Origin of the sequence: Alkalihalobacillus pseudalcaliphilus (assembly GCF_028610675.1) — a bacterium.
In the GTDB taxonomy this organism is placed as follows: Bacteria; Bacillota; Bacilli; order Bacillales; family Bacillaceae_D; genus Alkalihalobacillus; species Alkalihalobacillus pseudalcaliphilus.
Genome location: NZ_JAQQWS010000002.1, coordinates 238110 through 260742, shown reverse-complemented (window position 1 = coordinate 260742; position 22633 = coordinate 238110). Strand labels below are relative to the sequence as shown.

Genomic DNA, 22633 nt, shown 5'->3' with positions numbered 1-22633 from the left:
CCAAACCTTGGAGTAACTGCACAAAAAGGCGGTTAATGTGAAGATACAGAGGCCAAACCTCGGAGTAACTGCACAAAAAGGCGGTTAATGTTCAGATAAGGAAGCCAAACCTTGGAGTAACTGCACAAAAAGGCGGTTAATGTGAAGATACAGAGGCCAAACCTCGGAGTAACTGCACAAAGGCCATTCTTCATGGATAGTGACGACTTCTTAACCCGTGGATACGAGTCCTCTCCAAATATAGAAGTAGGGTTTCAATCATTACCTGGTGGAACTTCATTTAATTTGATTTTGTTCTTTTTCGTTTTAAAGAAAAGTGTTAGATTGATTTATTACTTGAGAATAAGTACTAACCTAGCGGGCGAGTCATGCAGAGACTCTCGTGGGAGATAGTGAAAGAGCTGAGATCCAAGGCGTAGCCAGTTAGCGCAGCGCCACCCCGCAGGACGCGGATCATGATTTTCGGTAGCGACGAGTAAAGCTCCGCACATGAGTATCAGTAGTAACTTTCATACAAAATAATAAGATACGGAGGTGACTGTGATGTATATGTCTGCTAGGGAACGTTCGATACTGATGCTTTTAGTAAGAGAAGAAAAGTCGATATCGATTGCCATGATGGCAAAGGAGCTAGAAGTAAGTACACGCACGATCCAACGGGATCTTAAAGGTATAGAAGATATTTTATCAGAGTTTCACCTCTTACTGAAAAAAGATGGGAAAGGTTTAGCGATTGAAGGAACATTGGAAGAACGCATGAATCTGATGTCATATCTCGGATCGCTAGAGCATGAAGAATATACACCAGAAGAACGCCAAATTGTGCTTCTCTCTCATCTTTTGCACGTAAGAGAACCAATAAAATTGTACGCGTTAGCGAACGAACTAAATGTGACCGTAGCTACCATTAGTAATGATTTAAGTAAAGTAGAAAATTGGTTAAAATCCTTTCAACTACGCTTAATAAAAAAGCGTGGATATGGTGTCGAAGTACAAGGAGAGGAAGTTGTTATTCGCCGAGCTTTAAGCAAATTAATTAGTGAAAATCTTAATGAAGACTATTTTTATCAACTATTAAGTGGCGATGACAAAGTACAATCACCCATTTCTAAGGTCGTTCTAAAGCGATTGATGCATTATGTTGATATAGAGACGATCAAGAATGTGAAAATGACCATTGATCAATGGCGGTTGGAGCTTACAGATGGAATGGCAGATAGTTCTTATGTTGCTTTAGTCGTTCATGTTACGCTCGCTTTAGAACGAATTAAGGAAGGCGAGAGAATTGAACTAAAAGGAGAGTATTTGAGTTCATTACAGGTTGAAAAAGAGTATCGTCTCGCGCAAAAGCTAGCCTTTTATTTAGAGGAGCAATTGCAAATAGAAATTCCAGAAGAGGAAATTGGCTATATTACGATGCATCTCCGCGGAGTTAAATGGATGGGCCAAAAAGAAGAAGTATTAGAAGGCTCTGACTTACAGCTGGCTGTAAAGGTCAAGCAGCTCATACAAGCCGTAGCAAAGTCATTACAGGTTTCCTTACAGGAAGAAGCCCTATATCAAGGTTTATTGTCACATATGAAACCAGCCATATATAGAATTAGGAACAAAATGAAAATCCATAATCCGCTCCTTGATAGAATAAAGGATGATTATGATGAATTATTCCGAGTAGTGAAAAAAGCCACGGATGAGGTTTTCCAAGGTTGGGCAATTCCTGATGAAGAGATTGGTTTTCTCGTGATGCATTTCGGGTCAGTCATTGAATTAAGGACCAATAAGTCGGAGCTTAGTGCATTAGTTATTTGTTCGAGTGGTATAGGCTCTTCAAAGCTGTTAGCAAGTCGTCTAAACAAAGAATTCCCAGAAATTACGTTGATGGATAATGCCTCCATGTTTGATTTAGATGAGAATATGGTAAAGAGTTATGATTTAGTTATTTCTACGGTACCCCTGCAGGGATTTGAAGGATATATCTACGTAAGACCTTATTTGGCTAAGGATGAAGTAAGACAAATAAGAGATCATTTAAATGCGTTAGTTCAAAGAAATAAGACTGGGAGAGAGTCTTATCGTAATCTTCATCATGTAAAAGGAAAAACAATTGATCGATTATTTTTCCAAGTAATTGGAGAGGTTAATGGTGATATACAAACGATCCTTGCAGAACTAGAATTTAAAGTTTTACCTGCTCATACATTAGAGGACAATTTATTAGCTTTATGCTCTGATTATGAACAGCGTGGTGTGGTAGAATCTGCACATGATGTTTTAGAAGCCTTAATACAAAGGGAGAAACTAGGCGGTTTAGCTATACCTGAGACAAGCCTAGCCTTATTCCATACAAGGCATCCGAAAATTATTAAGCCTCTATTTTCTATTTATGAATTAAAGGATCCTTTGTATCGGCGAGGTATGGATAATCAAAGTATGCTAGTAAAAAGGATTTTCATTTTATTAGCACCCGAACAAATGAATGATTCGCAATTAGCCTTGATGAGTTTTATAAGTGCTCAAATCATTGAAAGTGAACATTCGATTAAGCTATATGAAAAAGGTCAGGAAACAGAGATAAAGAACTATTTGGCCAATCAATTTAAAAACTACTTGCAAGACATAATCAATAAGGAGTGGACAACATGACAAAGATTTTAGTGAAAGATAATATTCGTTTTTCTGGAAAAGCAACAACAAAAGAGGAAGCGATCCAAGAGGTCGGTCAAATCTTAGTTGAAAAAGGCTATGTGAATTCGAATTATGTTGAAAAAATGTTAGAAAGGGAAGAGATTACATCAACGTTTATGGGCAATATGCTTGCCATTCCCCATGGAACAGACGAAGGTAAAAAGGAAGTAACGGCGTCTGGATTAGCGGTGCAAATTTACGATCAACCACTTGATTGGAACGGTGAAGAAGTTCGCCTTGTTATTGGTATTGCAGGTGTAGGTGATGAGCATTTAGAAATTCTTTCTCAAATTGCTATTGTCTGCTCTGAAGTCGAGAATGTAGAGAAGCTTCTTCAAACAAAATCAGCGGATGAGGTATTAGACATGTTTTCAGAGGTTGCCGAATAATGAAGGCAATACACTTTGGAGCTGGTAATATTGGCCGGGGATTTATAGGTGCTCTGCTTTCAAATTCTGGTTATGAGGTTGTCTTTGTAGATGTGAATGAAACGATCATTCAAGAGATTAACAATAAAAAACAATATACAGTGAAGATGGCTGAGGAAAACGGTAGCGAGGAGCTAATCACAAATATTCGAGCTCTTAATAGTCAATCGGAATTAGAACAAGTGATTGAAGAGATTGCTTCTGCTGATATCGTCACAACTGCAATAGGTCCATCCATATTAAAATTTGTGGCGGAGCCGATTGCCAAAGGACTTCAGAAAAAAGGGAATAAAGAATCACTTGTTATTGCTTGTGAAAATGCAATTGGAGCAACAGAAACACTCCAATCCTTCATTCAATCTTATGTGGATGAAGACAAGTGGCAAGAGATTGTTTCGACAACAAGTTTTCCAAACTCAGCTGTTGATCGTATAGTTCCCAACCAGCATCAAGAACAATTATTGACCGTGGCGGTTGAACCATTTTTTGAGTGGGCAATCGACCGCTCGGCCATTCATACGGAAGTACCTCATTTAGATGGTGCAACTTTTGTAACTGACTTAACCCCTTATATTGAAAGGAAGTTATTCACGGTCAATACAGGTCATGCGACGGTAGCCTATATAGGCTATCAAAAGGGCTACGAGACGATCAAAGAATCCATTCAGGATCCTGATATTTTACATGCATTGCAAGAAACATTAAAAGAAACATCCAAAGTATTAACCGCTCAATATGGATTTGATGAAGCAGAACATCGTCATTATGTAGAAAAAATCATTGGTCGCTTTGAAAATCCTCACTTATCGGATGAAGTGACTCGAGTTGCACGTGGGCCATTACGAAAGCTAAGTTTCAACGAGCGTTTTATTAAACCTGCCCGAATGCTCCTTGAGCTTGGTAAGAAACCGGAAGCATTACTAGAGGGAATTCAAGCGGCCTTTCAATTTGACGTACCATCAGACCCTGAAAGTGTAGAACTTCAGCAAAAGTTAAAAAACAACGCACTTCACGACGTTATTTTAGAAGTGACTGGCTTACCGGAATCAAACCTATTAGTTGCGTTAATTGAGGAGAAAATCAAATAAACAAACAGGAGATTGCCGCAACGGTAATCTCAATAAACGTGGATTAGTTTCATTATCCCAAGGAGACATTACCGCAGTTAGTATTATGTAATTGAAAAAAGATGGCTCACCTAATGGTGCAAGTCATCTTTTTTAGGTGCGCCAGACATGAGTGATAGCTCTACAGTTTTATTCATAATTGAATTGTAAATGGCCATCTACTTTATATGTGTCCACTTTTGTATCAATTTCATGACTAAAATCATCATCAAGAATTACGGGACTAGCGGTACCACTAGACTCCTTTACTTCGAGTTCTATCACTTGAAACTGTTTCACCTTAAGGTAATGTACTAGACTACTATATTTGAACTCATCACTATTTCGATTTATATTAATTGGTTCTTTATTGTTGGCTGTTTTATCAAATCTAATTAATAGTAGGCCTAATAATAAAAATACAATTAATAGCTTTCTCATCAAACATTGTCCTCTCTGTAAGGTATAATTATAACGTTATTATCTATAAATAAATAAGGTTTGTAATACCGTAAAAATATTTTGTTTTTTCTGTCAATTTTGTTTGTGATTTATTATATCATTACAAATAAAAGGATGGAAGGTAATGCGATGAAAAAGTATTTTTATTTGTTAGGTTCAGTGTTAATTATATCAAATTTAATATGGCAATTAGACGTAAAAGCTGATGAAACGGATTTAGAACTAATTTTTACGGATTACGAATATGAAGAAATTACTCGGGACACTAAAGATTTAGAGTATGGAAATCAGAAATAGAATATGACTACTCATTAGAAGTTAACTTAGAAGAAGTAGGAGGCTTTGAGGAATTTTTAGAACCTGAAATAATTACTTATGCAATAATTGGGCCTGATGAAAGGAGGCCAGATGCTAGTACTCTTACTTACCCGAACTCTACAATATCTTTTTTAGAAATGCATTGAGATGACGGTAGTGGTTCAGTATGTACTGGAACTTTAACTGATACTAGACCCTAAGGACCTGTTTATAAGAACTTGATTGGAATATAGGTTGTTCTTGGACGTAATGGTAATATTGCACCCTTTGGTATTGCTAATGGAATACAAGCATATTTGCCTGCTGAATATGCAAATCGTGAAACTAGAACTATGGCTATGATTATGGAGTTATAAATACAGATATTAGTTTTCAGAGTACATGGTCTATGGGCGTTGGAGTCTTAAGTGAAAGTACGTTACTTAATAACACATTTACCGTAAATGAATATCCGGGTGATAAAGTTGTTAGTGGTGCTTATTATCAGTGGTACCATTCAGATATTCTTTATGAAGTTACTCCAAATACTATACTTTATTATATCGATACATATAAAGGACAGTCAGCAACTCCAGTTTATAATTCTAATAATATTATTGCTGGTGTTCATAGCGCAGGAGTAACTATTAAAGACACTGAGATTGGTTTATATAATATTGAAAAAAGGATAACTTCTAGTAGTTTGAGCCTGATTCGGACTGGGCAAACTCAAATAATTAATAAGTTATATTAATAGTTTCTAATTCTTTTTCTCAGCCTCATTTTTTTTCAACCTTTCTTTGACATCATATATATTCCCTAAGACAATGATTAATAAAATTAGAATAACTATAAGAATTCCACCTTGAAAGTAACCTCCACCTATCCAAATGTATATAAATGGTAATAATACCATACTTATCCCTATGAAAAATACTGTTAGTAATGTAATTTTAATAGCTTCTTTCATTTTCAACTTCTCCTCATCTATCTTTAATTAACACATCAATTATGAATACTACATACTAAAAATGTCAAATAAAGAAATCTTAAGAAATTAGTATGTTCAGTGATTTATTCTATTTATCAGTTAGCTCATTTAACCTCATAATCTATTACAATAAAAAACTAAAGTTGATAATAATAAACATATTTTAGTATATTTAACACAATATTACAAAAAAGAGATGATCATTTGAAGTTTTTTAGAATATTGTTGCTAGTACTACTGTTTAGTTTGACTTCCACAACCCTCACATTTGCAAATGAATTGACATTATCTGATGTTGTTATATTAACAGAGAATCAAGTAAGTGAATTATCTCAAGAACAAAGAAAACACAAACTAATAGAGCGAGGGTTTACAGAAGAAGATGTAAAAAACATGAGTAATCATACTCAAATTACTTTTCTAGAAGCCAATGGTATAAAAGCATCCTATGAAGTTGGTGAAACGAACCATTTGTATCACACTATTAACGGTGAAACACATAATTTTAACGCTCTAACTGAACATGAAATTCAAAAAATTAAACAAGAAGAGCACCAATTATTTCTAAAGGAAGGTCAACTCGTTGCTCCTTTCAATTCTGAGTATAGGGAACATGGAAGTTGGACTGGCTATATCCATGCAATGGTGCTTGAAGAAGACGCCAATAATTACATTTATCTTGTATCTGTCGATTGGCACTATAATTCAGGCGTATTCGCAATGCATACTGATGCTTTTGGGTTAACTTGGGACCAAAACTTTACTGGCTATGGTGATCTCCTTACTTACTCTGCAATGGCTATTTCATATGATGGAGATTTCTATGATAGAACTAATATATCTATTGATGTAAATAGAATGGGCGGAGGAACAGGTGGTACAATTAGCGTTGGAAACTATGCACAACAAGGTGGATCATTTGTACAACAGATTTCTGCTCCTAAACGTCTTAGTGGTGAAAATGCAGAGCTTATCTTTGATTATGTACATCCTCACCTTCCAGGTTTTATATCAGTTTCAATAGACGCTGGAGTATTTGAATTTGATTTTACAGGAATTTTTAGTGGTGATGAGTGGTATATTCCTCTAAGCTTGCAAATAGGCAGTTAAATTTATTTTTACATAAAGAATCTCCATTGTAACATTACAATGGAGATTCTTTATGTAAAAATAAACGTTTATTATAAGGGTTCTTCACCAAAACATGCACTTGCTATCTATTAACAACTAAGCAATTCTTCATTACATTCTAGTAAAATCCGTTGTTTATAGTGCTTACGATTTCGGGTAAAGTAATGTCTACGTTGCATGGTCTTGATCTTATTGTTTCTTCCTTCTACGGCTGAGTGCTCAATTTGTTCACCTTGAACCAGCCAACGAAACCAACTTTAGCCAAAGCATGACTAGTGCTGCAATCGTACCAAGTGATGAATGCCTCTTTCCATTCATAGACAGTGCGTAAGTGACCTTATTTTTGATGTACCCAGGGGGATGAGTTAGGTGGAGTTTCGGCTTATGGACAAATATGGCACCTTTCCAAACAAATACTCGTTAAAAAGCGAATAATCCAAAAGAACTATTAATTGTAGTTAGATTATTACGAAATAATAGATAAGTGATCTTAATACTATCAAAAATAGGTCATTTATATTAGTATATAAGAATGGGCAAAGTAGGTAAAAAAATATATATTTGGAGGAAGATGTAATAATGGTAGATGCGTATAATACAAAAAGAGTGCATCGAGTTAATTTAGGGGTCATTATCGTACTTCTATTAATGTTAGTTGTTCCAATTGTTATAGAAAGAGGATTTCAAGATACAATAGCGGTTCAAGTAGCTTCACTCATCGTTTTATTATTATGTATTGCCAATTATTTTTTACCAATACCTACATATGTTAAAGGCTTTTTATTCGCCTTTCTACCTGGATTAACGATTTGGGCACTCTACTTTGTGGAGGGTTATGCTTTAAATAAACACTATATCATTATTTTGACGATTGCGATGGTCACACTCTATTTTAAAAAAGAGTTAATTTTAATTTATGGAATCATCGTTAATATCTCCTTTCTAACTATTTATTTTGTCGATCCACCGACGTTACTCGGAACCGACCATGGAATAAAAGCGATTGTTATTATTCTTGCTATGACAAATGGTTTAATTGCTCTCTTATTCTTCCTAACAAAGTGGGGCAGAGAGCTTATCAACGAATCGTATTATAAAGAACAAAGGGCTACACAATTACTACAGCAGCTGGAATCAACATTTCAAACAGTTAGTAGAGGTAGTGTCCAATTAGACTCAAGCATGAGTGGGTTTAATGAAAATGTCGATACTTTATATGAATCAAGTCAGCAAGTCGTTGATGCGGTTCAGCAAATGACAGCGGCGATTCAAGAAGAGGCAAATAGCCTTTCGATTATTAATGAAACAATGGGCAAATCATTAACTAAAGCAAATGAAACGGTAGAAATTACAGAAGGAGTCACGGAAATTGCATCAGAAATCAATAAGCGAGTGGCAACGGGGCTTGAAAAAATTCATAAAGTAACGGGTGATGTTGAAACCGTTCACGAATCGATAAGTTTAACAGCTTCAACGGTTACGGACCTGGAGGAAAGCTTAGAAAAGGTTAATCACTTGCTTGGAAGTATAAAGAAGATAGCTGAACAAACCAACCTCCTCGCATTAAACGCCGCCATAGAGTCGGCAAGAGCTGGGGAACATGGTAGAGGTTTTGCCGTTGTAGCTGACGAAGTTCGTAAGTTAGCAGAACAAAGTGAGCAGCTTACAGAAAAAATTAGTGACGTGACATCGACATTGTCTGAAAAAGCCCAGTTAGCCTCAGATAAGGCAGTAGAAGGTGAAAAGGCCATTATGAGTGGGACCGAAGTATTGCGTGATGTCGCTCAGTTTTTTGGAGAGCTAAAAATCGCTAACGATGAAACAACATTAGGTGTTACAGAAAGTATGAAATCGATTCAAGAATTAGCTGACCAATTTAATCAAATCCAAGCACAAATAGAAAATGTAGCGAATATATCCGAAGAGAATTCCGCATCGACAGAGGAAATATTATCAACGATAGAAAATGAACATGAGTATGTTTCTAAAATGAAGCAATCCATAGATGGTATTCGTGAATTAAGTATTGATTTAAAAGAAGCCTGTCACTTCTCTGAGGAAAAGTGATAGGCTTTTCCTTATGCTTTTATACGATAATAGATGTCCTGAAATTGTTTTTTTGAAAAGATGACAGGAACGGGATAAAGTGGATTAGCTTCAGAGTAAGCCCTTTTGGCCATCGCTTGAATATCTTTTTCTAATACTTTGGTTTTTGATGGGATTTGCATGTCCTTGTTGAGTTTCTCAATGGCTTCGATCAATCGTTGTGCTTTCTCTCTTTGGTTCATTGAACGCTCTGTTATTCCGGCAGCATCAGCAAGCTCAGATAATGGTTTAATAATCGTAGATCCATATTCTCGAAGGATGGAAGGCAGTATAATAGCATTAGCAATCCCATGAGGAGTCCCGTAATAACCTCCTAATGTATGTGCGACTGCGTGTATATTACCAACATATGAGCGACTGAAGGCCTTTCCTGCAAGATAAGCTGCTTTTTGCATGCCTGCACGGGCTTCTAAATCGGAACCATCTTGATACGCACAGTGTAAGTAACGAAATATTAATTGAATAGATTCGAGACAAAGAGAGCGTGTTGTCCTTGTTGTACTTTTGCCAATATAGGCCTCAATCACGTGTGTTAAAGCGTCCATACCTGTTGCGGCCGTTAATGGCTTCGGTAATCCTACTGTAAGCAGCGGGTCCAGTACGGCTAATTTCGGTGTGAGAGCAGGATCCATTAACGCATACTTTTCTGATGTGGTCGCATTCGTTATCACTGCCGCAAGTGTGGCTTCACTCCCTGTACCGGCTGTGGTTGGTATGGCGATGAAGGGAGGTATTCCGCTTTTTCCTACTTTAAATAATCCTTTCATTTGGGGCAACGTTTTCTGTTGATTAGCTACTCTGGCAGCAATTGCCTTTGCGCAATCAATGGGCGAACCTCCGCCAAATGCTAGAAGTGCCTCACATCTTTTGGAATGATAAAGCCCAAGGGCATCTTCTATCGTATCAATAGTAGGGTTAGGTGTCGTTTGGTCAAAGAGAAAGTAGTCAATCCGTTCAGTATGTAATTGTTGGAGCAATGGCTCGAGTAAGTGGGTAGCGATCATGCCTTGATCGGTTACAATCAAGAGACGGTTTAGATTTTGATTTTTTAGGTAGGGAACAACTTGAGATAAACGCCCACTTCCTTCGATGATTTCAGGCTCTTGAAAAGGGATAAAACGTGCTGCAATACGCATGATGAATTGATAAAAACGGCAATAAAATCGGTACATAATTGAGCTCTCCTTTTCTGATTATAAATTGGTCAGTCTGCGTTTTTTTCTATATGATAAAGGGAAGAAAAATAAGTAGAGGTGAATATGGATTATATCGTGTTTTTATTGATTGTATTAGTAGCTTCTGTGTTACAAACAAGCTCAGGATTCGGATTCTCCATTCTAGCTACACCCTTTTTACTTTTGTTATTTGAGCCCTATGAAGCAATCCAAATCAACCTTGTCATCTCTTTTATCATTTCCCTTCTATTGTTTCAAAAAATAAAGGGAGACATCAATCAAGGAGTCTTGAAGCGTATGGTGATTGGAAGTATGCCAGGTCTTCCAATAGGAATTTACGTATTCTTAATCATAGATATTATGTATTTAAAAGTTATCATAGGTTCTTTAATTCTATTTTTAACAACCTTACTCCTGTTGTCATTCCGAATAAGAGAAAATAATGTCAGAGATTATGGAGTGGCAGGAATATCTGGTGTACTGACGACATCAGTAGGCATGCCCGGCCCACCGCTTTTACTTTATTTCTCTGGGACAAATACGAGTAAGTCGGCCGTACGAGCTACTACATTAGCATTCTATTTATTTATCTATTTAATTAGCTTTTTTATACAATTCGTAACGGTAGGCACGAGCCAGGTAGTTTGGACATCGATAGCGATGAGTATACCGGTTGTGCTTTTGGGTCTCGTGTTAGGTCAATTTCTATTTAAAAGGATGAGCCAACGCTTTTTCAGATGGCTTTCCTATGCATTGTTACTTTTTACTGGGATTTATATATTGGTCGAGGCATTTAGCTGAGAGGAGATTATTTTATGAAAACAGCTTTTATCACGGGAGCAAATAGTGGTTTTGGTTATTTGATTTCATTGGAACTGCTCAAAAGTGGTTATCAAGTGATTGCAACGATGAGAAATTTAGAAAATAGACTTGAATTAGTCGAAGCTGTTCATCATTTACAATTGCAAAAGCATTTACATGTCCACAAAATGGATGTGACAAAGGAAGAGGAAGTAAAAACGGTCACAGAAGAGATTGACTCTTCATTTGGAAAGGTGGATGTATTAATTAATAATGCTGGATTCTGTCAGGGAGGGTTTTTTCAAGATCTAACCTTGAAAGAGTGGAGAGAGCAGTATGATGTCAATGTAACAGGTGCTTTTGTCGTAACAAAAGAGCTCTTACCTCTCCTTAGAAAGTCAGATTCAGGAAAAATTATTAATATAAGTAGTGTAAGTGGCTTTTTTGCATTTCCAGGAATGTCAGCTTATTGCTCATCCAAATTTGCATTAGAGGGAATGAGCGAAAGCTTGAGGTTGGAGCTACTAAAGGAAGGCATCTACGTTTCATTAATTGAACCGGGTTCATTTAAGACGCCACTCTGGGAAAAATCCTTACGGGCATATGATGAGGGCAATCAAGACTTATCTCTTTTTAAGAGAAATGTACTTAGAAAAGCGAAATCAGCAGCAGCGAATGCTGACGATCCTCAAATTGTGACAAACCTAGTCAAAAAAGTTTGTGCAAAGAGAAAACCAAAGCTCCGCTATCAAGTCGGTAATGGTATTCAAGCGATGTATTATTTGAAGCGAATGATGCCGAGTTCATTGCTTGAAAAAGTGATTTTTAAACAAGTTAATCGTTAAGTACATATACATAGCAGTTACTTTCTGAGAGAGCGTGAGTAAGAGCACAAGTAGGCCAGAATAGGATAGTTACTGAGGGGGAGAGTCGTAGTAAGTACACGCAAAAAGCCGAACAGGTTAGATACTGAGGGAGAGAGTCATAGTAATTGCGTGAAAAGGGCCAAACAGGTCAGTTACAGAAAGTAAAAGCACATCGCCATTAGGATGACTTTCATACCAAATGCCCATGTCGGAGCCAAAACCAGACCACCACCAACAAAGTTGAAAGTCAGCTATTGTCAATTTAACAATTAATATCAGTTTGTGAAGATAATGAGTCCAAGCCAAGGAGTAACTGCACAAAGAGGCGTTTAATGTGAAGATGTTAAGGCCAAAGCATGGAGTAACTGCACAAAGAGCGGGTTAATGTGAAGATACAGAGTCCAAACCTCGGAGTAACTGCACAAAGAGCGGGTTAATGTGAAGATACAGAGTCCAAACCTCGGAGTAACTGCACAAAGAGGCGTTTAATGTGAAGATACAGAGTCCAAACCTTGGAGTAACTGCACAAAGAGCGGGTTAATGTGAAGATACAGAGTCCAAACCTTGGAGTATCTGCATAAAGAGCGGGTTAATGTGAAGATACAGAGTCCAAACCTCGGAGTATCTGCACAAAGAGGCGTTTAATATGAAGATACAGAGTCCAAACCTTGGAGTAACTGCACAAAGAGGCGTTTAATATGAAGATACAGAGTCCAAACCTTGGAGTAACTACACAAAGAGAGGGTTAATGTGAAGATACAGAGTCCAAACCTCGGAGTAACTGCACAAAGAGTGTTTAATGTGAAGATACGGAGTTCAAACCTTGGAGTAACTGCACAAAGAGGTCATTCATATGTAGTGACGACTTCTTAACCTGTGGGTACGTTTTCAACTAGTCCTCTCCAAACATATAAGTAGGGTTTCACTCTTTAATTGATGGAACTTCATTCAATTTGTATTTGCTTTTTTATTGGTTGGCTTTCCATTCATTTATTTTGAATGAGAATTTCACTAACCATTAAGCCTACACCAACCCAAGCGGAGGGGATGGGGTGGCCGACACCTGCAGGAATAGCCTGAGCCTTGAGACCCCGCAAGCGAAGCGCGGAGGCTCAAGCAAGGCCTGCGGAAAGCGTGCCCCCATTCCCGGAGCGATCATCGAAGATGCCATATCGCTTTTAGTCAACTTTCATATAAAAAAACACATCCAAAAGTTGCCTGCGTTTGGATGTGTTTATTACTTAACTATGATTAATAGACCTTATCACCATTGAAAATCGAATTTTTAACAACGACGTAATCTACATTTCGAATGGCATCAAGCTTTGTACCGCCCGCGTAAGAAATCGATGATTGTAAATCCTGCTCCATTTCGTCTAAAGTATCCTGTAAAGAACCTTTATGATCAACTAACATTTTTTTACCTTCAACGTTTTTCTTTTCACCCTTTTGAAATTCAGAGGCAGAACCAAAATATTCTTTATAAAGCTTCCCGTCTTTCTCAATCGTTTCTCCAGGAGACTCCTCATGTCCAGCAAATAAAGAACCAATCATCACCATGGATGCCCCAAAACGAATTGATTTCGCAATGTCGCCATGTGTCCGAATCCCACCGTCGGCAATTATAGGTTTACTGGCAGCTTTGGCACACCAGCGTAGGGCAGCCAATTGCCATCCACCTGTACCGAATCCAGTTTTAATTTTGGTAATACATACCTTTCCTGGTCCGATTCCTACTTTCGTTGCATCGGCACCTGCATTTTCAAGTTCGCGGACAGCCTCAGGAGTGCCAACATTTCCGGCAATGACAAAACTCTTTGGTAAATGCTTTTTAATGTGCTGAATCATCTCAATAACAGCATTGGAATGTCCGTGAGCAATGTCGATTGTAATAAATTCAGGTACAAGATCCTTTGAAGCTAACTGAACGATAAAATCATATTCTTCAGGCTTTACTCCTACACTAATGGAAGCTATGAGTCCTCGTGAGTGCATACCCACAATAAAAGCTGCTCTTTCTTCTGGTTGAAAGCGGTGCATGATATAAAAGTAACCATTTTCAGCAAGTTTAAGAGCAATGCTCTCATCAATAATGGTTTGCATATTAGCTGGAACGACCGGTAATTTAAATGTGTGTCCACCTAATGTAATCGATGTATCACACTCAGAGCGGCTATTTACAATACATTTTGCGGGAATTAGTTGAATATCTTCGTAATCAAATACATTTTCCATATATGACACTCCTAAATACGAATGATTTGTAATGATGTTTAAATTAATGTTCGTACATAAGGTACTTTACCGTATTTTAGTGTAATTGTCAAAATAAAAAAATAGGAGATGTCTAGATAGTTTTAGTGCAAGCATAGTGTGCTGCTCGTCGCTACCGAAAAAGATGCTCCGCGTCCTGCGGGGTCGTACTGAGCTAATCGGCGCAGCCGGCGGATCTCAAACTTTCTCCACTACGTCCCACAGAATCTCGGCATATTTTCGTCCGCTGGGTACTGCTTATTCTCAAATACGAATAACATTTTGGGAGATTTGTGGTCGTTAGAGCCAATGCTCATGTGCGGTGCTTTCTTGCACTATTGAATATCAAGAGTTGTGTGTAGTGGCTGCATAGGGAGGTTTTGTTGGAACTGGTATATGTAGGCTAAAAACGATACAATGAAGCAAGAATCTTGAAAGCGAAGGATGGAATATGATGCATAAAGCAGTAAGAGTGATGGTTAAACCAAAAGCCGAAAAAAAGTTTAAGCGTGGATATCCGTTACTGTCTAAAGAAGATATCGAGCAGGTAAGTGTTTTAAAAGAAGAAGGGCAATTAATAGAGTTAACGACTAAAACGGGAGCCTATTTAGGTACGGGTTATTACGGCAAGCAGAATAAAGGTATTGGCTGGATCTTGACGCAAAATAGAGATGAGAAAATTAATCAAGCTTTTTTTGAAAGGAAAATTGGTGTGGCTTTAACGGCCCGTCAAGAGTTGTATGCTTCCTCGGAGACAACGGCTTTTCGAGTTTTTAATGCAGAGGGAGATGGAATCGGTGGTTTAACGATCGATTATTATGACGGTTATTATGTAGTAAGCTGGTATAGTGAAGGCGTTTATCAATACCATGCAGAAGTGTATGAAGCGTTACAGAACTTAACGGATTATAAAGGGATTTACCAGAAGAAACGGTTTAATACAGGTGGAAAATACGTTGATGAGGACGATTTTGTTGTAGGTGAGCGAGGAGAGTTCCCGTTACTTGTATTAGAAAATGGTGTTCGTTTTGCTGTCTATCTCAATGATGGTGCGATGGTTGGTGTATTTCTTGATCAACGAGAAGTCCGTAAAACGATTCGGGATAAATATTCAGAAGGGAAAAGTGTCTTGAATTTGTTTTCGTATACAGGAGCTTTTTCCGTTTATGCGGCTTTAGGCGGGGCAATTCACACAACGAGTGTCGACCTTGCCAATCGTAGCTTGGCAAAGACGATTGAGCAGTTCAGTGTAAACGATGTTGATTACGAAGCACAGGACATCATTGTTGAAGATGTTTTTAAGTATTTTAAATATGCTAAACGTAAAGACAAGCAGTTTGACGTAGTTGTTCTAGACCCGCCAAGCTTTGCACGATCTAAAAAGTTCACATTCAGTGCTGCGAAAGACTATTCAAATCTTTTACAAGAAGCGATTGATATTACAGCTGAAAAAGGAACGATTGTCGCCTCAACCAATAGTGCTGCTTTTGATATGAATAAGTTTAAAAGTTTTGTGCATCAGGCATTTCAAGCACAAAATACGAAGTATCACATTGAACAGGAATTCTCCTTACCAGTAGACTTTAAAGTGAGTTCAACATTTAAGGAAGGTAATTATTTGAAAGTGCTATTTATTAAAAAGGGTGTATAACACTTAGAAATTAATGGGGATTCTTTTTCGTATCTTTTCATATCCTAATAAAAAAAGTAAAGGTTCGGATAATATGGTTAGGAAAATTGGGAAGATAACCGGATTCACGATTCTTATATATGTGCTTTATGTAATCGTCACGGCGTTTTTGCTATTCACCTTTTCATCGCCTCTGGAGGGAGATTTAACCGTTGAGGTGGTGGAAAGGCAAGACTTATCTACAAATGATCGGGTTGTACTTGTACAAGACCGAGTAGAGTCAGGGCTAGCACGTATTCAATTGATTCAACAAGCGGATAAAAGTATTGATGTATCATCTTATGCCATTCAAAAAGGTGAATATGCGGATATGTTTGTTGGGGCTCTCTTTGAGGCTGCAGATCGGGGAGTACAAGTTCGTATTATTTTAGACGGTATCGTCAATCAGTTTAACCGTGATTTTAATCAGGTAAGCTACGCGATGGAAGAACATCCGAATATGGCGATAAAATTTTATGAACCACTCAATATTTGGATGCCGTGGACGTGGAATAATCGATACCATGATAAATTGCTAATTATTGATGGAGAAATGGTCATGCTCGGTGGTAGAAATATTGGTGATCGGTATTTTAGTCCAGAAGGAACAGCTAAAGCTACTAATGATCGTGATGTAATTGTAATCCATAGTAATCAAGAAGTAGAAGCAAAAAGTGTATTAACCGATATCAGTAACTATTATCAAAAAACGTGGGACCATGAGTTTACGAAACCAGCAGTCAAAAATGTGACAAGTCGTAATCGTGAAAAGGGACAGCTACGTGAGAAACAAGTACGTAAGATTTATCAGCAGGCAGTCGCACAGGATCAAAAGCTTCAGGAAAAGGTAGACTGGCTCGCCAATTCGTATCCGGCTAATTCGATTACCTTTTTGCATAATCCACTTGAGCGTTGGAATAAACAACCGCTAATTTGGCAAGCTTTGATAAAGCAACTCGATCAAGCGTCAGGCATTGTTTATATGGAGAGTCCTTATATTATTCCAACGAATAAAATGCTTTCTTATTTAGACGAATATAATATTGAAGTCGATAAAATGAGACTGATGACAAACTCATTTGCGTCGACACCCAATTCGGTAGCCTTTTCTGGTTATTATCCAAACCGTCGTGAAATTGCCGCTTATTCTGAGTCTTTATATGAATATCAATCGAATAAAGAATCCTTACATGGAAAGACATATATTTTTGATGAGCAAATTAGCATGGTCGGTTCGTTTAATTTAGATTCAAGGAGTGCTTTTTTAAATACGGAAGTGATGCTATTAATAGATAGTGAGCCATTTGCCAAACACCTACAAGCAGAAATTGATAAAGCGATGGAGCATAAAAGCCTTTTAGTATTAGCTGATGGGAGCTATCAAGCTGATTCTGAGGTTAAGGAAGCAGAAGTTAGTAAGTGGAAAGAATTTAAAATAAAGGCATTATCTTATGTGTCGCGATTATTTGCACATTTGTTATGATGAATGAAAGCAATTAAGAAGAAGTTTGCATAGGTCAACCTTGTTATTCTAAAAGTAATTAAAATAAAGAAGGAGATCTTGTGATGATAATGAAAATGATCCAAATGACTTTATTTGTTGCTGATCAACAAGAGGCGAAACAATTTTATGTGAACCAACTAGGCTTTACAATAATTAATGAACAGCAATTTTCCTCGGATTGGAGTTATGTAACGGTTTCTCCTTACAAAGATAATCAGACGGTTATAGAATTACTAAAAGCAGAAACAGAAGAACAAATCACACTGATTGGAAAACAAGCGGGCGATCAAGTTTTACTAATGTTTGAAACAGATGATATTGAAGCGGATTATGCGAAATTAAAAGCAAAAGGGATAACATTTCATAGTGAACCCCAAAAAGTACCTGGTGGATGGGGCGTAGGGTTTTCTGATTTATATGGGAATAAGCTCGATTTATTCCAACCAGAAAAAGAAGGATAGAGTAAAGCAATTACTGCATATAATTATAGAACAAAAAAGCGGGAGAAGGTGGTTAAAGCCATTCTCTCGCTTTTTTATTCTTTCTTAAAGTGATTCAGATTGAGTTAATAAGGCATCCTCTTTTTTTGTTTGCGAAACATAATGTCGGTAAACGAAAAAGGCAATCAACGATAATCCGATACCGACGATAAAAGGGAGTTGAATGGCAACAATAAATAACATGCCTCCAAGTGGTGGGCCTAAAATTCTGCCTAATGAATCGAAGGAAGATAGTAGACCTGTAACTTGACCATAAGCGGACTGGGCTCTTTTTGTGATAAGTGAAGAAACGCTTGGTCGAATAAAGCCATTTCCAATCCCAAAAATAGATAAGTAAATCGCCGCCGTGATAAAGCTATCAATAAATAAAATGAGGAAAAAACCGAGTGCGGATGTCGCAATTCCAAGCTGAATCACCTTGCCTTCTCCCCATTTTTTCGTTAATCTTCCGACTAAGCCACCTTGAACAAGAGCTCCTGCAAAACCCATTATCATAAAGATGTACCCCAATTGAACGGTTCCTAGACCTGCTTTGGCAAAAGCATAATATGCGAAAGTTGCTTCTAGCCCAGCTAATGATAACGTCACAAAAAGCTGTAAAAGAAATAAATTAGCCGTAGGTCCTTGCAATGCTGCTTTGAATGGTAATCTCTTTCGAGTGGACTTGCCCTTCTCGTTTGCTGGTAAGGACTCTTTGAGTACTGTTAATACGAGTAAAAAAGTCACCAAGGACGAGATTCCTGCCAACACAAACGGAATGGTTAAGTTAGTCCCGGAGAAAATACCTCCAATTCCCGGACCAAAGACAAAACCAAGACCTACCGCAGCTCCAACAATTCCCATGCCCTTGCTTCGATTTTCCTCGTCTGTTACATCAGCCACATAAGCCATCACCGTTGGCATATTGGCAGCAGAGAGAATCCCTCCAACAATTCGGGCGATAAACAGCATCAGTAAACTTGAAGCAAATGCCATTAAAAAGAATGAGAATGAAAGTCCAGCTATTCCAATTAATAAGACAGGCTTACGGCCAATCCGGTCAGAAAGCTTACCCCACATCGGGGCAAAAATAAATTGCATCAGTGAGTAAACAGCCATTAATAATCCTAATTGTGCAGGTGAGGCACCTAACTCCTCCGCGTAAAAAGGCATAACCGGTATAATAATACCAAAACCAACCATGACTAAAAACATGATCGCAAACAAAATAGGTAAGACTTTTTTCGTTTCCAATATATTCACTCCAATTATGTACATACACATAAGAATATAGTTTTATTAAAAATCTCATTCTTATTATACACCTCATGAGACTATTTCAGAAATCGAACCGTGAACAGTTTGTAAACTTATTGATTATATGTTAACGGATAAAGAAAAGTTAGTGCATATTAACTGGGGTACGAATGTTTATAAGGTGCTTGAGCGAAATTAACTCATTTTTTGATATAATCAAGCTACGAATTTGAAACGTATCGTCTCTTGAATTCGTATTTCTGAAAAAAGGGCAAAGTTTTAATATCATGGAATGTAAAGAGAAAAGGTCATGGTTGATTAGTAATGTCCTCCTGCCAACAAAAATGACATAAAACAGGGGGACAAAGCGTGAAATGGGTAACTGTCATTTGTACAAGATGTCCGTGTTGCTACTCATTAACCTTCCATAAAAAGGAGCATAAATATGACAAGTCCGATCCTTCAGCTAGAAAATGCAAGCCTCATTCAGGGCAATAAATCATGGTTCCATTCATTAGATTTTGAAATAAAGCCTGGTGAGACGGTTGCCATACATTGCGAACGAGATATCGGTAAGCTTTTTCTTGATATCTTAATCGGTAGCAACTATACATCAACAGGTACGCTTAGATACTTTGGCATTGAAAACTCGAAGAAATGGCTAGAGTTTAAACGGAGAGTAGGTATTTCATTTCAAAATGAAGGTATCTATGACCGACTAACCGTGTATGAATACTTGAAGTTTTACCGTGACATTTTCAGTGCTACTACGAATATTGACGAATATATACAAAAGGCTAACCTACAGTCTTTTCGGAATGTCAAAATAAAAAAACTGAATGCTTCTGCACAGAGGCGCGTCTCGATTATCAAATCAGTCATTCATCAACCAGAAATCTTAATTATGGAGGAACCTGATCAAAATATTGATTTAGAAAGTAAAGTCATTCTCAAGCAACTGATTCTCGAGTTAGCGGCAAAAAAAGTGGCGATTCTAGTTATAACAAGTAATATGGAAAGTGCCATTATTATGGCAGAAACTGTTTTTCGGCTTAATGATGAAGGCTTAAAACAAGTGAACGTATTTGATAAAAATTACGAAATGACGATGGAGGATCAAAGCTCAAATGACCTCGAATTAGAAATGGATAACCAAGAACAAGAGGAATCACAAACTTTACAAGTTCATTTTGAAAGAATTCCCGCTAAGGTTGATGAGAAGTTTATCTTATTTGATCCAACGGAAATTGATTATATAGAAAGTAATGAAGGCACGGTCTTATTACATGTGAAAGGAGAATCATTTCCTTGTATGATGACCCTTAATCAATTAGAGGAGAGGTTGGAGAGATTTGGGTTCTTCCGATGTCATCGTTCGTATATCGTGAATTTACAAAAGGTTAGAGAATTAATGACGTGGACGCGGAATAGTTATAGTCTTATTCTGGATGACAAAAAGAAAAGTAATATTCCTTTATCGAAGGGCAATCTATCGGAACTCAAAGATATATTAAAAATGTAAGGACGATCTTTATTTTTAAGCCGCTGGGCTGTTATTTCCCCGGAAATTGTCAGCAATTGTCATGGTTTGTAGCTCTATTCAAGACGTAATATGTATATTTCATCAAAAATATTATCAGTTCATCATGATTTCTATGCCTTATGACGGGAGTTTTACTCCTTTCACCTTGAATATAAGGCGTCTTTCTTTTGCCACTTATAAACTTATGGTAAGCGATAAGGCGAAAGGGAGAGATGAGATGAATTCTGTTATCTATGTAAATAATCTACAAAAATCTTTTGATGGAAAAGAAGCACTAAGAAACGTATCTTTTACCATTCCTAAGGGTGAGACTTTTGGTTTCTTAGGACCAAGTGGGTCAGGAAAAACAACAACAATCAAAATCCTAACCGCACAGTTAGCTTCATTTAATGGAAAAGTAGAAGTTTTTGGGGCACCGGTGAAAAAGTTAAAAAAAGCATCTGAAATGAAAAAGATTGGCGTTCTTACTGATAATACAGGCCTGTACGAAAGGTTAACGGTTGAAGATAATTTAAAAATGTTTTGTGATTTATATGGTGTAGAGCATCGAAGAATCGATGAAGTATTACATGAAGTCGATTTACCTAATGAAAGAAAAAAGCCTATTAATCAATTATCTAAAGGAATGAAGCAGCGTATTACTCTCGCGAGGACGATTTTGCACAAGCCTGAATTGTTATTTTTGGATGAGCCGACATCAGCTTTAGACCCTGTAAGTACGGAACGTGTCCACCGAGTTTTGAAAAAGTTGAATGAACAAGGAACAACGATATTTCTAACGACACATGACATGTTAGAAGCAGAGAAGATTTGTGAGCGCGTCGCCTTTTTAAACCAAGGAGAAATACAGGTAATGGATTCGCCTTCTAATTTGCGCTTACGTTATGCTGAACCAACGATCACACTTTTATTTGCTGATGGAAAGAAAAAGATTATCCAAAAAGACGTAGAAGGAGCTCAAATTATTCAACGAGCTATTGAACAAAATCAATTAAAATCGATTCATTCCAATGAACCAACTTTAGGAGATATCTTCATGCGTGTTACAGGAAAGGAGTTGTTAGTGTAATGATTTCATTAAAAAGAATTCAAACCGTTTTAATTAAAGATTACAAAGATTTGATGAAAAATGCTTATATACTATCTACAGTTGTATTACCGATTTTATTTGCCTATATGTTTGGGCGTGGAGAAGAAGTTCCATTAGCGATGACGGTTATACCGATTATATTAGCGATGGTTGTTGTTGGTTCTTTTGTGCAAGCTGGTATGATTGCCGAAGAGAAAGAGAAAAACACATTAAGAGGTTTACTTTTATCACCGTTAAATACGTTTGAGATTTTCATCGGTAAAAGTTTGCTATCGTTTTTGCTCACGGTTCTTATGATTGTGATTGTCACTCTAATTAGTCAATTTGAGGTACCTGCGAATGTATTATTATTTTCACTGGCTGTATTGGTTAGTACTATCTTCTTTATCGCTTTAGGAACGATCCTTGGTTTGATTTCACGAACAGTGATCGAGACATCAGTTGTCGGATTACCAATTATGCTTATTTTTGGTATGGGCTCACTCTTTAGAGAGCTGTTTAGTTCTGAGGTTATTCTTACGATCCTTAATTATTTACCAGATGGTCAATTCCTATCATTAGTTGTAAGCTTGGATAATGGAGGCCCTGTCCTAGAACATTTTCTAGTATTAGGTATTTGGGCATTCGTAGCCATTATTGTTTGTGTGATTATTTTTAAAAGAAGAAGATTTGACTAAGATTGTAAAAACCGCTCAACTTGCTTGAGTGGTTTTTTATTTTTTAACTTTACGACTTTCATTTATAGGATTTAAGATAGTGTTAGAAGGGGAATAGAAGGATGAGATGACAA

At 37.3% G+C, this 22633-nt stretch carries 20 protein-coding genes; 15 read left to right on the top strand and 5 right to left on the bottom strand.

The genetic code is table 11. The features are described 5' to 3' along the window. Positions 1 to 543 precede the first annotated feature (543 nt). Genes PQ479_RS07915 through PQ479_RS07905 form a run of 3 tightly spaced genes read left to right on the top strand, consistent with a single transcriptional unit; the run spans position 544 to position 4201 of the window. The gene (locus PQ479_RS07915; RefSeq protein WP_047986752.1) at positions 544 to 2643 is read left to right on the top strand and encodes a BglG family transcription antiterminator; all 2100 of its coding nucleotides are present in this window, start codon (positions 544 to 546) and stop codon (positions 2641 to 2643) included. Then, positions 2640 to 3074, top strand: coding sequence for a PTS mannitol transporter subunit IIA (locus PQ479_RS07910; RefSeq protein WP_047986753.1), 435 nt, complete (start codon positions 2640 to 2642; stop codon positions 3072 to 3074). The genes PQ479_RS07915 and PQ479_RS07910 overlap by 4 nt, the downstream gene beginning before the upstream one ends. Then, a complete protein-coding gene (locus tag PQ479_RS07905; RefSeq protein WP_047986754.1) occupies positions 3074 to 4201 on the top strand; it encodes a mannitol-1-phosphate 5-dehydrogenase in 1128 nt (375 codons plus the stop codon). Before PQ479_RS07910 ends, PQ479_RS07905 begins: the two co-directional genes overlap by 1 nt. A gap of 168 nt (positions 4202 to 4369) precedes the next feature. On the opposite strand, the gene PQ479_RS07900 is transcribed toward PQ479_RS07905, so the two are convergent. Then, complete coding sequence (locus PQ479_RS07900) at positions 4370 to 4663, bottom strand: hypothetical protein (protein WP_273716902.1); 294 nt, start codon at positions 4661 to 4663, stop codon at positions 4370 to 4372. A gap of 147 nt (positions 4664 to 4810) precedes the next feature. Here PQ479_RS07900 and PQ479_RS07895 point away from each other — a divergent pair, with 147 nt between their 5' ends. Next, entirely contained in the window at positions 4811 to 4978 is a 168-nt protein-coding gene (locus PQ479_RS07895; RefSeq protein ID WP_273716900.1) for a hypothetical protein, read from the top strand. Positions 4979 to 5387: 409 nt separating this feature from the next. Further along, positions 5388 to 5732: a trypsin-like serine peptidase gene (locus PQ479_RS07890; protein WP_047986756.1), complete on the top strand. Its 345-nt coding sequence runs from the start codon at positions 5388 to 5390 to the stop codon at positions 5730 to 5732. Between the two features lie 6 nt (positions 5733 to 5738). Here the strand turns inward: PQ479_RS07890 and PQ479_RS07885 are convergent, their stop codons facing one another. Continuing rightward, positions 5739 to 5948 carry a hypothetical protein gene (locus tag PQ479_RS07885; RefSeq protein ID WP_047986757.1) on the bottom strand — a complete coding sequence of 70 codons (210 nt, stop codon included), beginning with the start codon at positions 5946 to 5948 and terminating at the stop codon, positions 5739 to 5741. 225 nt (positions 5949 to 6173) lie between these two features. On the opposite strand from PQ479_RS07885, the gene PQ479_RS07880 reads away from it, so the two are divergent. Together PQ479_RS07880 and PQ479_RS07875 are read left to right on the top strand one after the other, a co-directional pair. Further along, a complete protein-coding gene (locus PQ479_RS07880) occupies positions 6174 to 7079 on the top strand; it encodes a hypothetical protein (RefSeq protein WP_047986758.1) in 906 nt (301 codons plus the stop codon). A 600-nt stretch (positions 7080 to 7679) separates the two neighbouring features. Next, complete coding sequence (locus PQ479_RS07875) at positions 7680 to 9167, top strand: methyl-accepting chemotaxis protein (protein ID WP_047986759.1); 1488 nt, start codon at positions 7680 to 7682, stop codon at positions 9165 to 9167. An 11-nt stretch (positions 9168 to 9178) separates the two neighbouring features. Here the strand turns inward: PQ479_RS07875 and PQ479_RS07870 are convergent, their stop codons facing one another. Continuing rightward, positions 9179 to 10378 (bottom strand): iron-containing alcohol dehydrogenase, encoded by a 1200-nt coding sequence (locus tag PQ479_RS07870; RefSeq protein ID WP_047986760.1) that lies wholly within the window; start codon positions 10376 to 10378, stop codon positions 9179 to 9181. An 87-nt stretch (positions 10379 to 10465) separates the two neighbouring features. Between PQ479_RS07870 and PQ479_RS07865 the strand changes: the two genes are divergently transcribed. Beyond that, the gene (locus tag PQ479_RS07865) at positions 10466 to 11182 is read left to right on the top strand and encodes a sulfite exporter TauE/SafE family protein (RefSeq protein WP_047986761.1); all 717 of its coding nucleotides are present in this window, start codon (positions 10466 to 10468) and stop codon (positions 11180 to 11182) included. A gap of 14 nt (positions 11183 to 11196) precedes the next feature. Next, entirely contained in the window at positions 11197 to 12027 is an 831-nt protein-coding gene (locus PQ479_RS07860) for an SDR family NAD(P)-dependent oxidoreductase (RefSeq protein WP_047986762.1), read from the top strand. Between the two features lie 1272 nt (positions 12028 to 13299). Here the strand turns inward: PQ479_RS07860 and guaC are convergent. Beyond that, entirely contained in the window at positions 13300 to 14283 is a 984-nt protein-coding gene (guaC, locus tag PQ479_RS07855; RefSeq protein WP_047986763.1) for a GMP reductase, read from the bottom strand. A 472-nt stretch (positions 14284 to 14755) separates the two neighbouring features. On the opposite strand from guaC, the gene PQ479_RS07850 reads away from it, so the two are divergent. From PQ479_RS07850 to PQ479_RS07840, 3 genes are all read left to right on the top strand, one after another. Further along, on the top strand, positions 14756 to 15952 hold the full coding sequence (locus tag PQ479_RS07850) for a class I SAM-dependent rRNA methyltransferase (protein ID WP_047986764.1): 1197 nt from the start codon (positions 14756 to 14758) through the stop codon (positions 15950 to 15952). Positions 15953 to 16025: 73 nt separating this feature from the next. After that, positions 16026 to 17453: a phospholipase D-like domain-containing protein gene (locus PQ479_RS07845; RefSeq protein ID WP_047987035.1), complete on the top strand. Its 1428-nt coding sequence runs from the start codon at positions 16026 to 16028 to the stop codon at positions 17451 to 17453. Positions 17454 to 17536: 83 nt separating this feature from the next. Continuing rightward, the gene (locus tag PQ479_RS07840; RefSeq protein ID WP_047986765.1) at positions 17537 to 17935 is read left to right on the top strand and encodes a VOC family protein; all 399 of its coding nucleotides are present in this window, start codon (positions 17537 to 17539) and stop codon (positions 17933 to 17935) included. An 84-nt stretch (positions 17936 to 18019) separates the two neighbouring features. Here the strand turns inward: PQ479_RS07840 and PQ479_RS07835 are convergent, their stop codons facing one another. Then, positions 18020 to 19207, bottom strand: coding sequence for an MFS transporter (locus PQ479_RS07835; protein ID WP_047986766.1), 1188 nt, complete (start codon positions 19205 to 19207; stop codon positions 18020 to 18022). Positions 19208 to 19655: 448 nt separating this feature from the next. Here PQ479_RS07835 and PQ479_RS07830 point away from each other — a divergent pair, with 448 nt between their 5' ends. The 3 genes from PQ479_RS07830 to PQ479_RS07820 all read left to right on the top strand — a co-directional run bounded on the left by PQ479_RS07830 (position 19656) and on the right by PQ479_RS07820 (position 22520). Next, positions 19656 to 20732, top strand: a complete 1077-nt coding sequence (locus PQ479_RS07830) for a LytTR family transcriptional regulator DNA-binding domain-containing protein (protein ID WP_053070253.1) — start codon at positions 19656 to 19658, stop codon at positions 20730 to 20732. A 238-nt stretch (positions 20733 to 20970) separates the two neighbouring features. Further along, complete coding sequence (locus PQ479_RS07825; protein ID WP_047986767.1) at positions 20971 to 21822, top strand: ABC transporter ATP-binding protein; 852 nt, start codon at positions 20971 to 20973, stop codon at positions 21820 to 21822. After that, positions 21822 to 22520, top strand: coding sequence for an ABC transporter permease (locus PQ479_RS07820; protein WP_047986768.1), 699 nt, complete (start codon positions 21822 to 21824; stop codon positions 22518 to 22520). The genes PQ479_RS07825 and PQ479_RS07820 overlap by 1 nt, the downstream gene beginning before the upstream one ends. Positions 22521 to 22633: the final 113 nt, after the last annotated feature.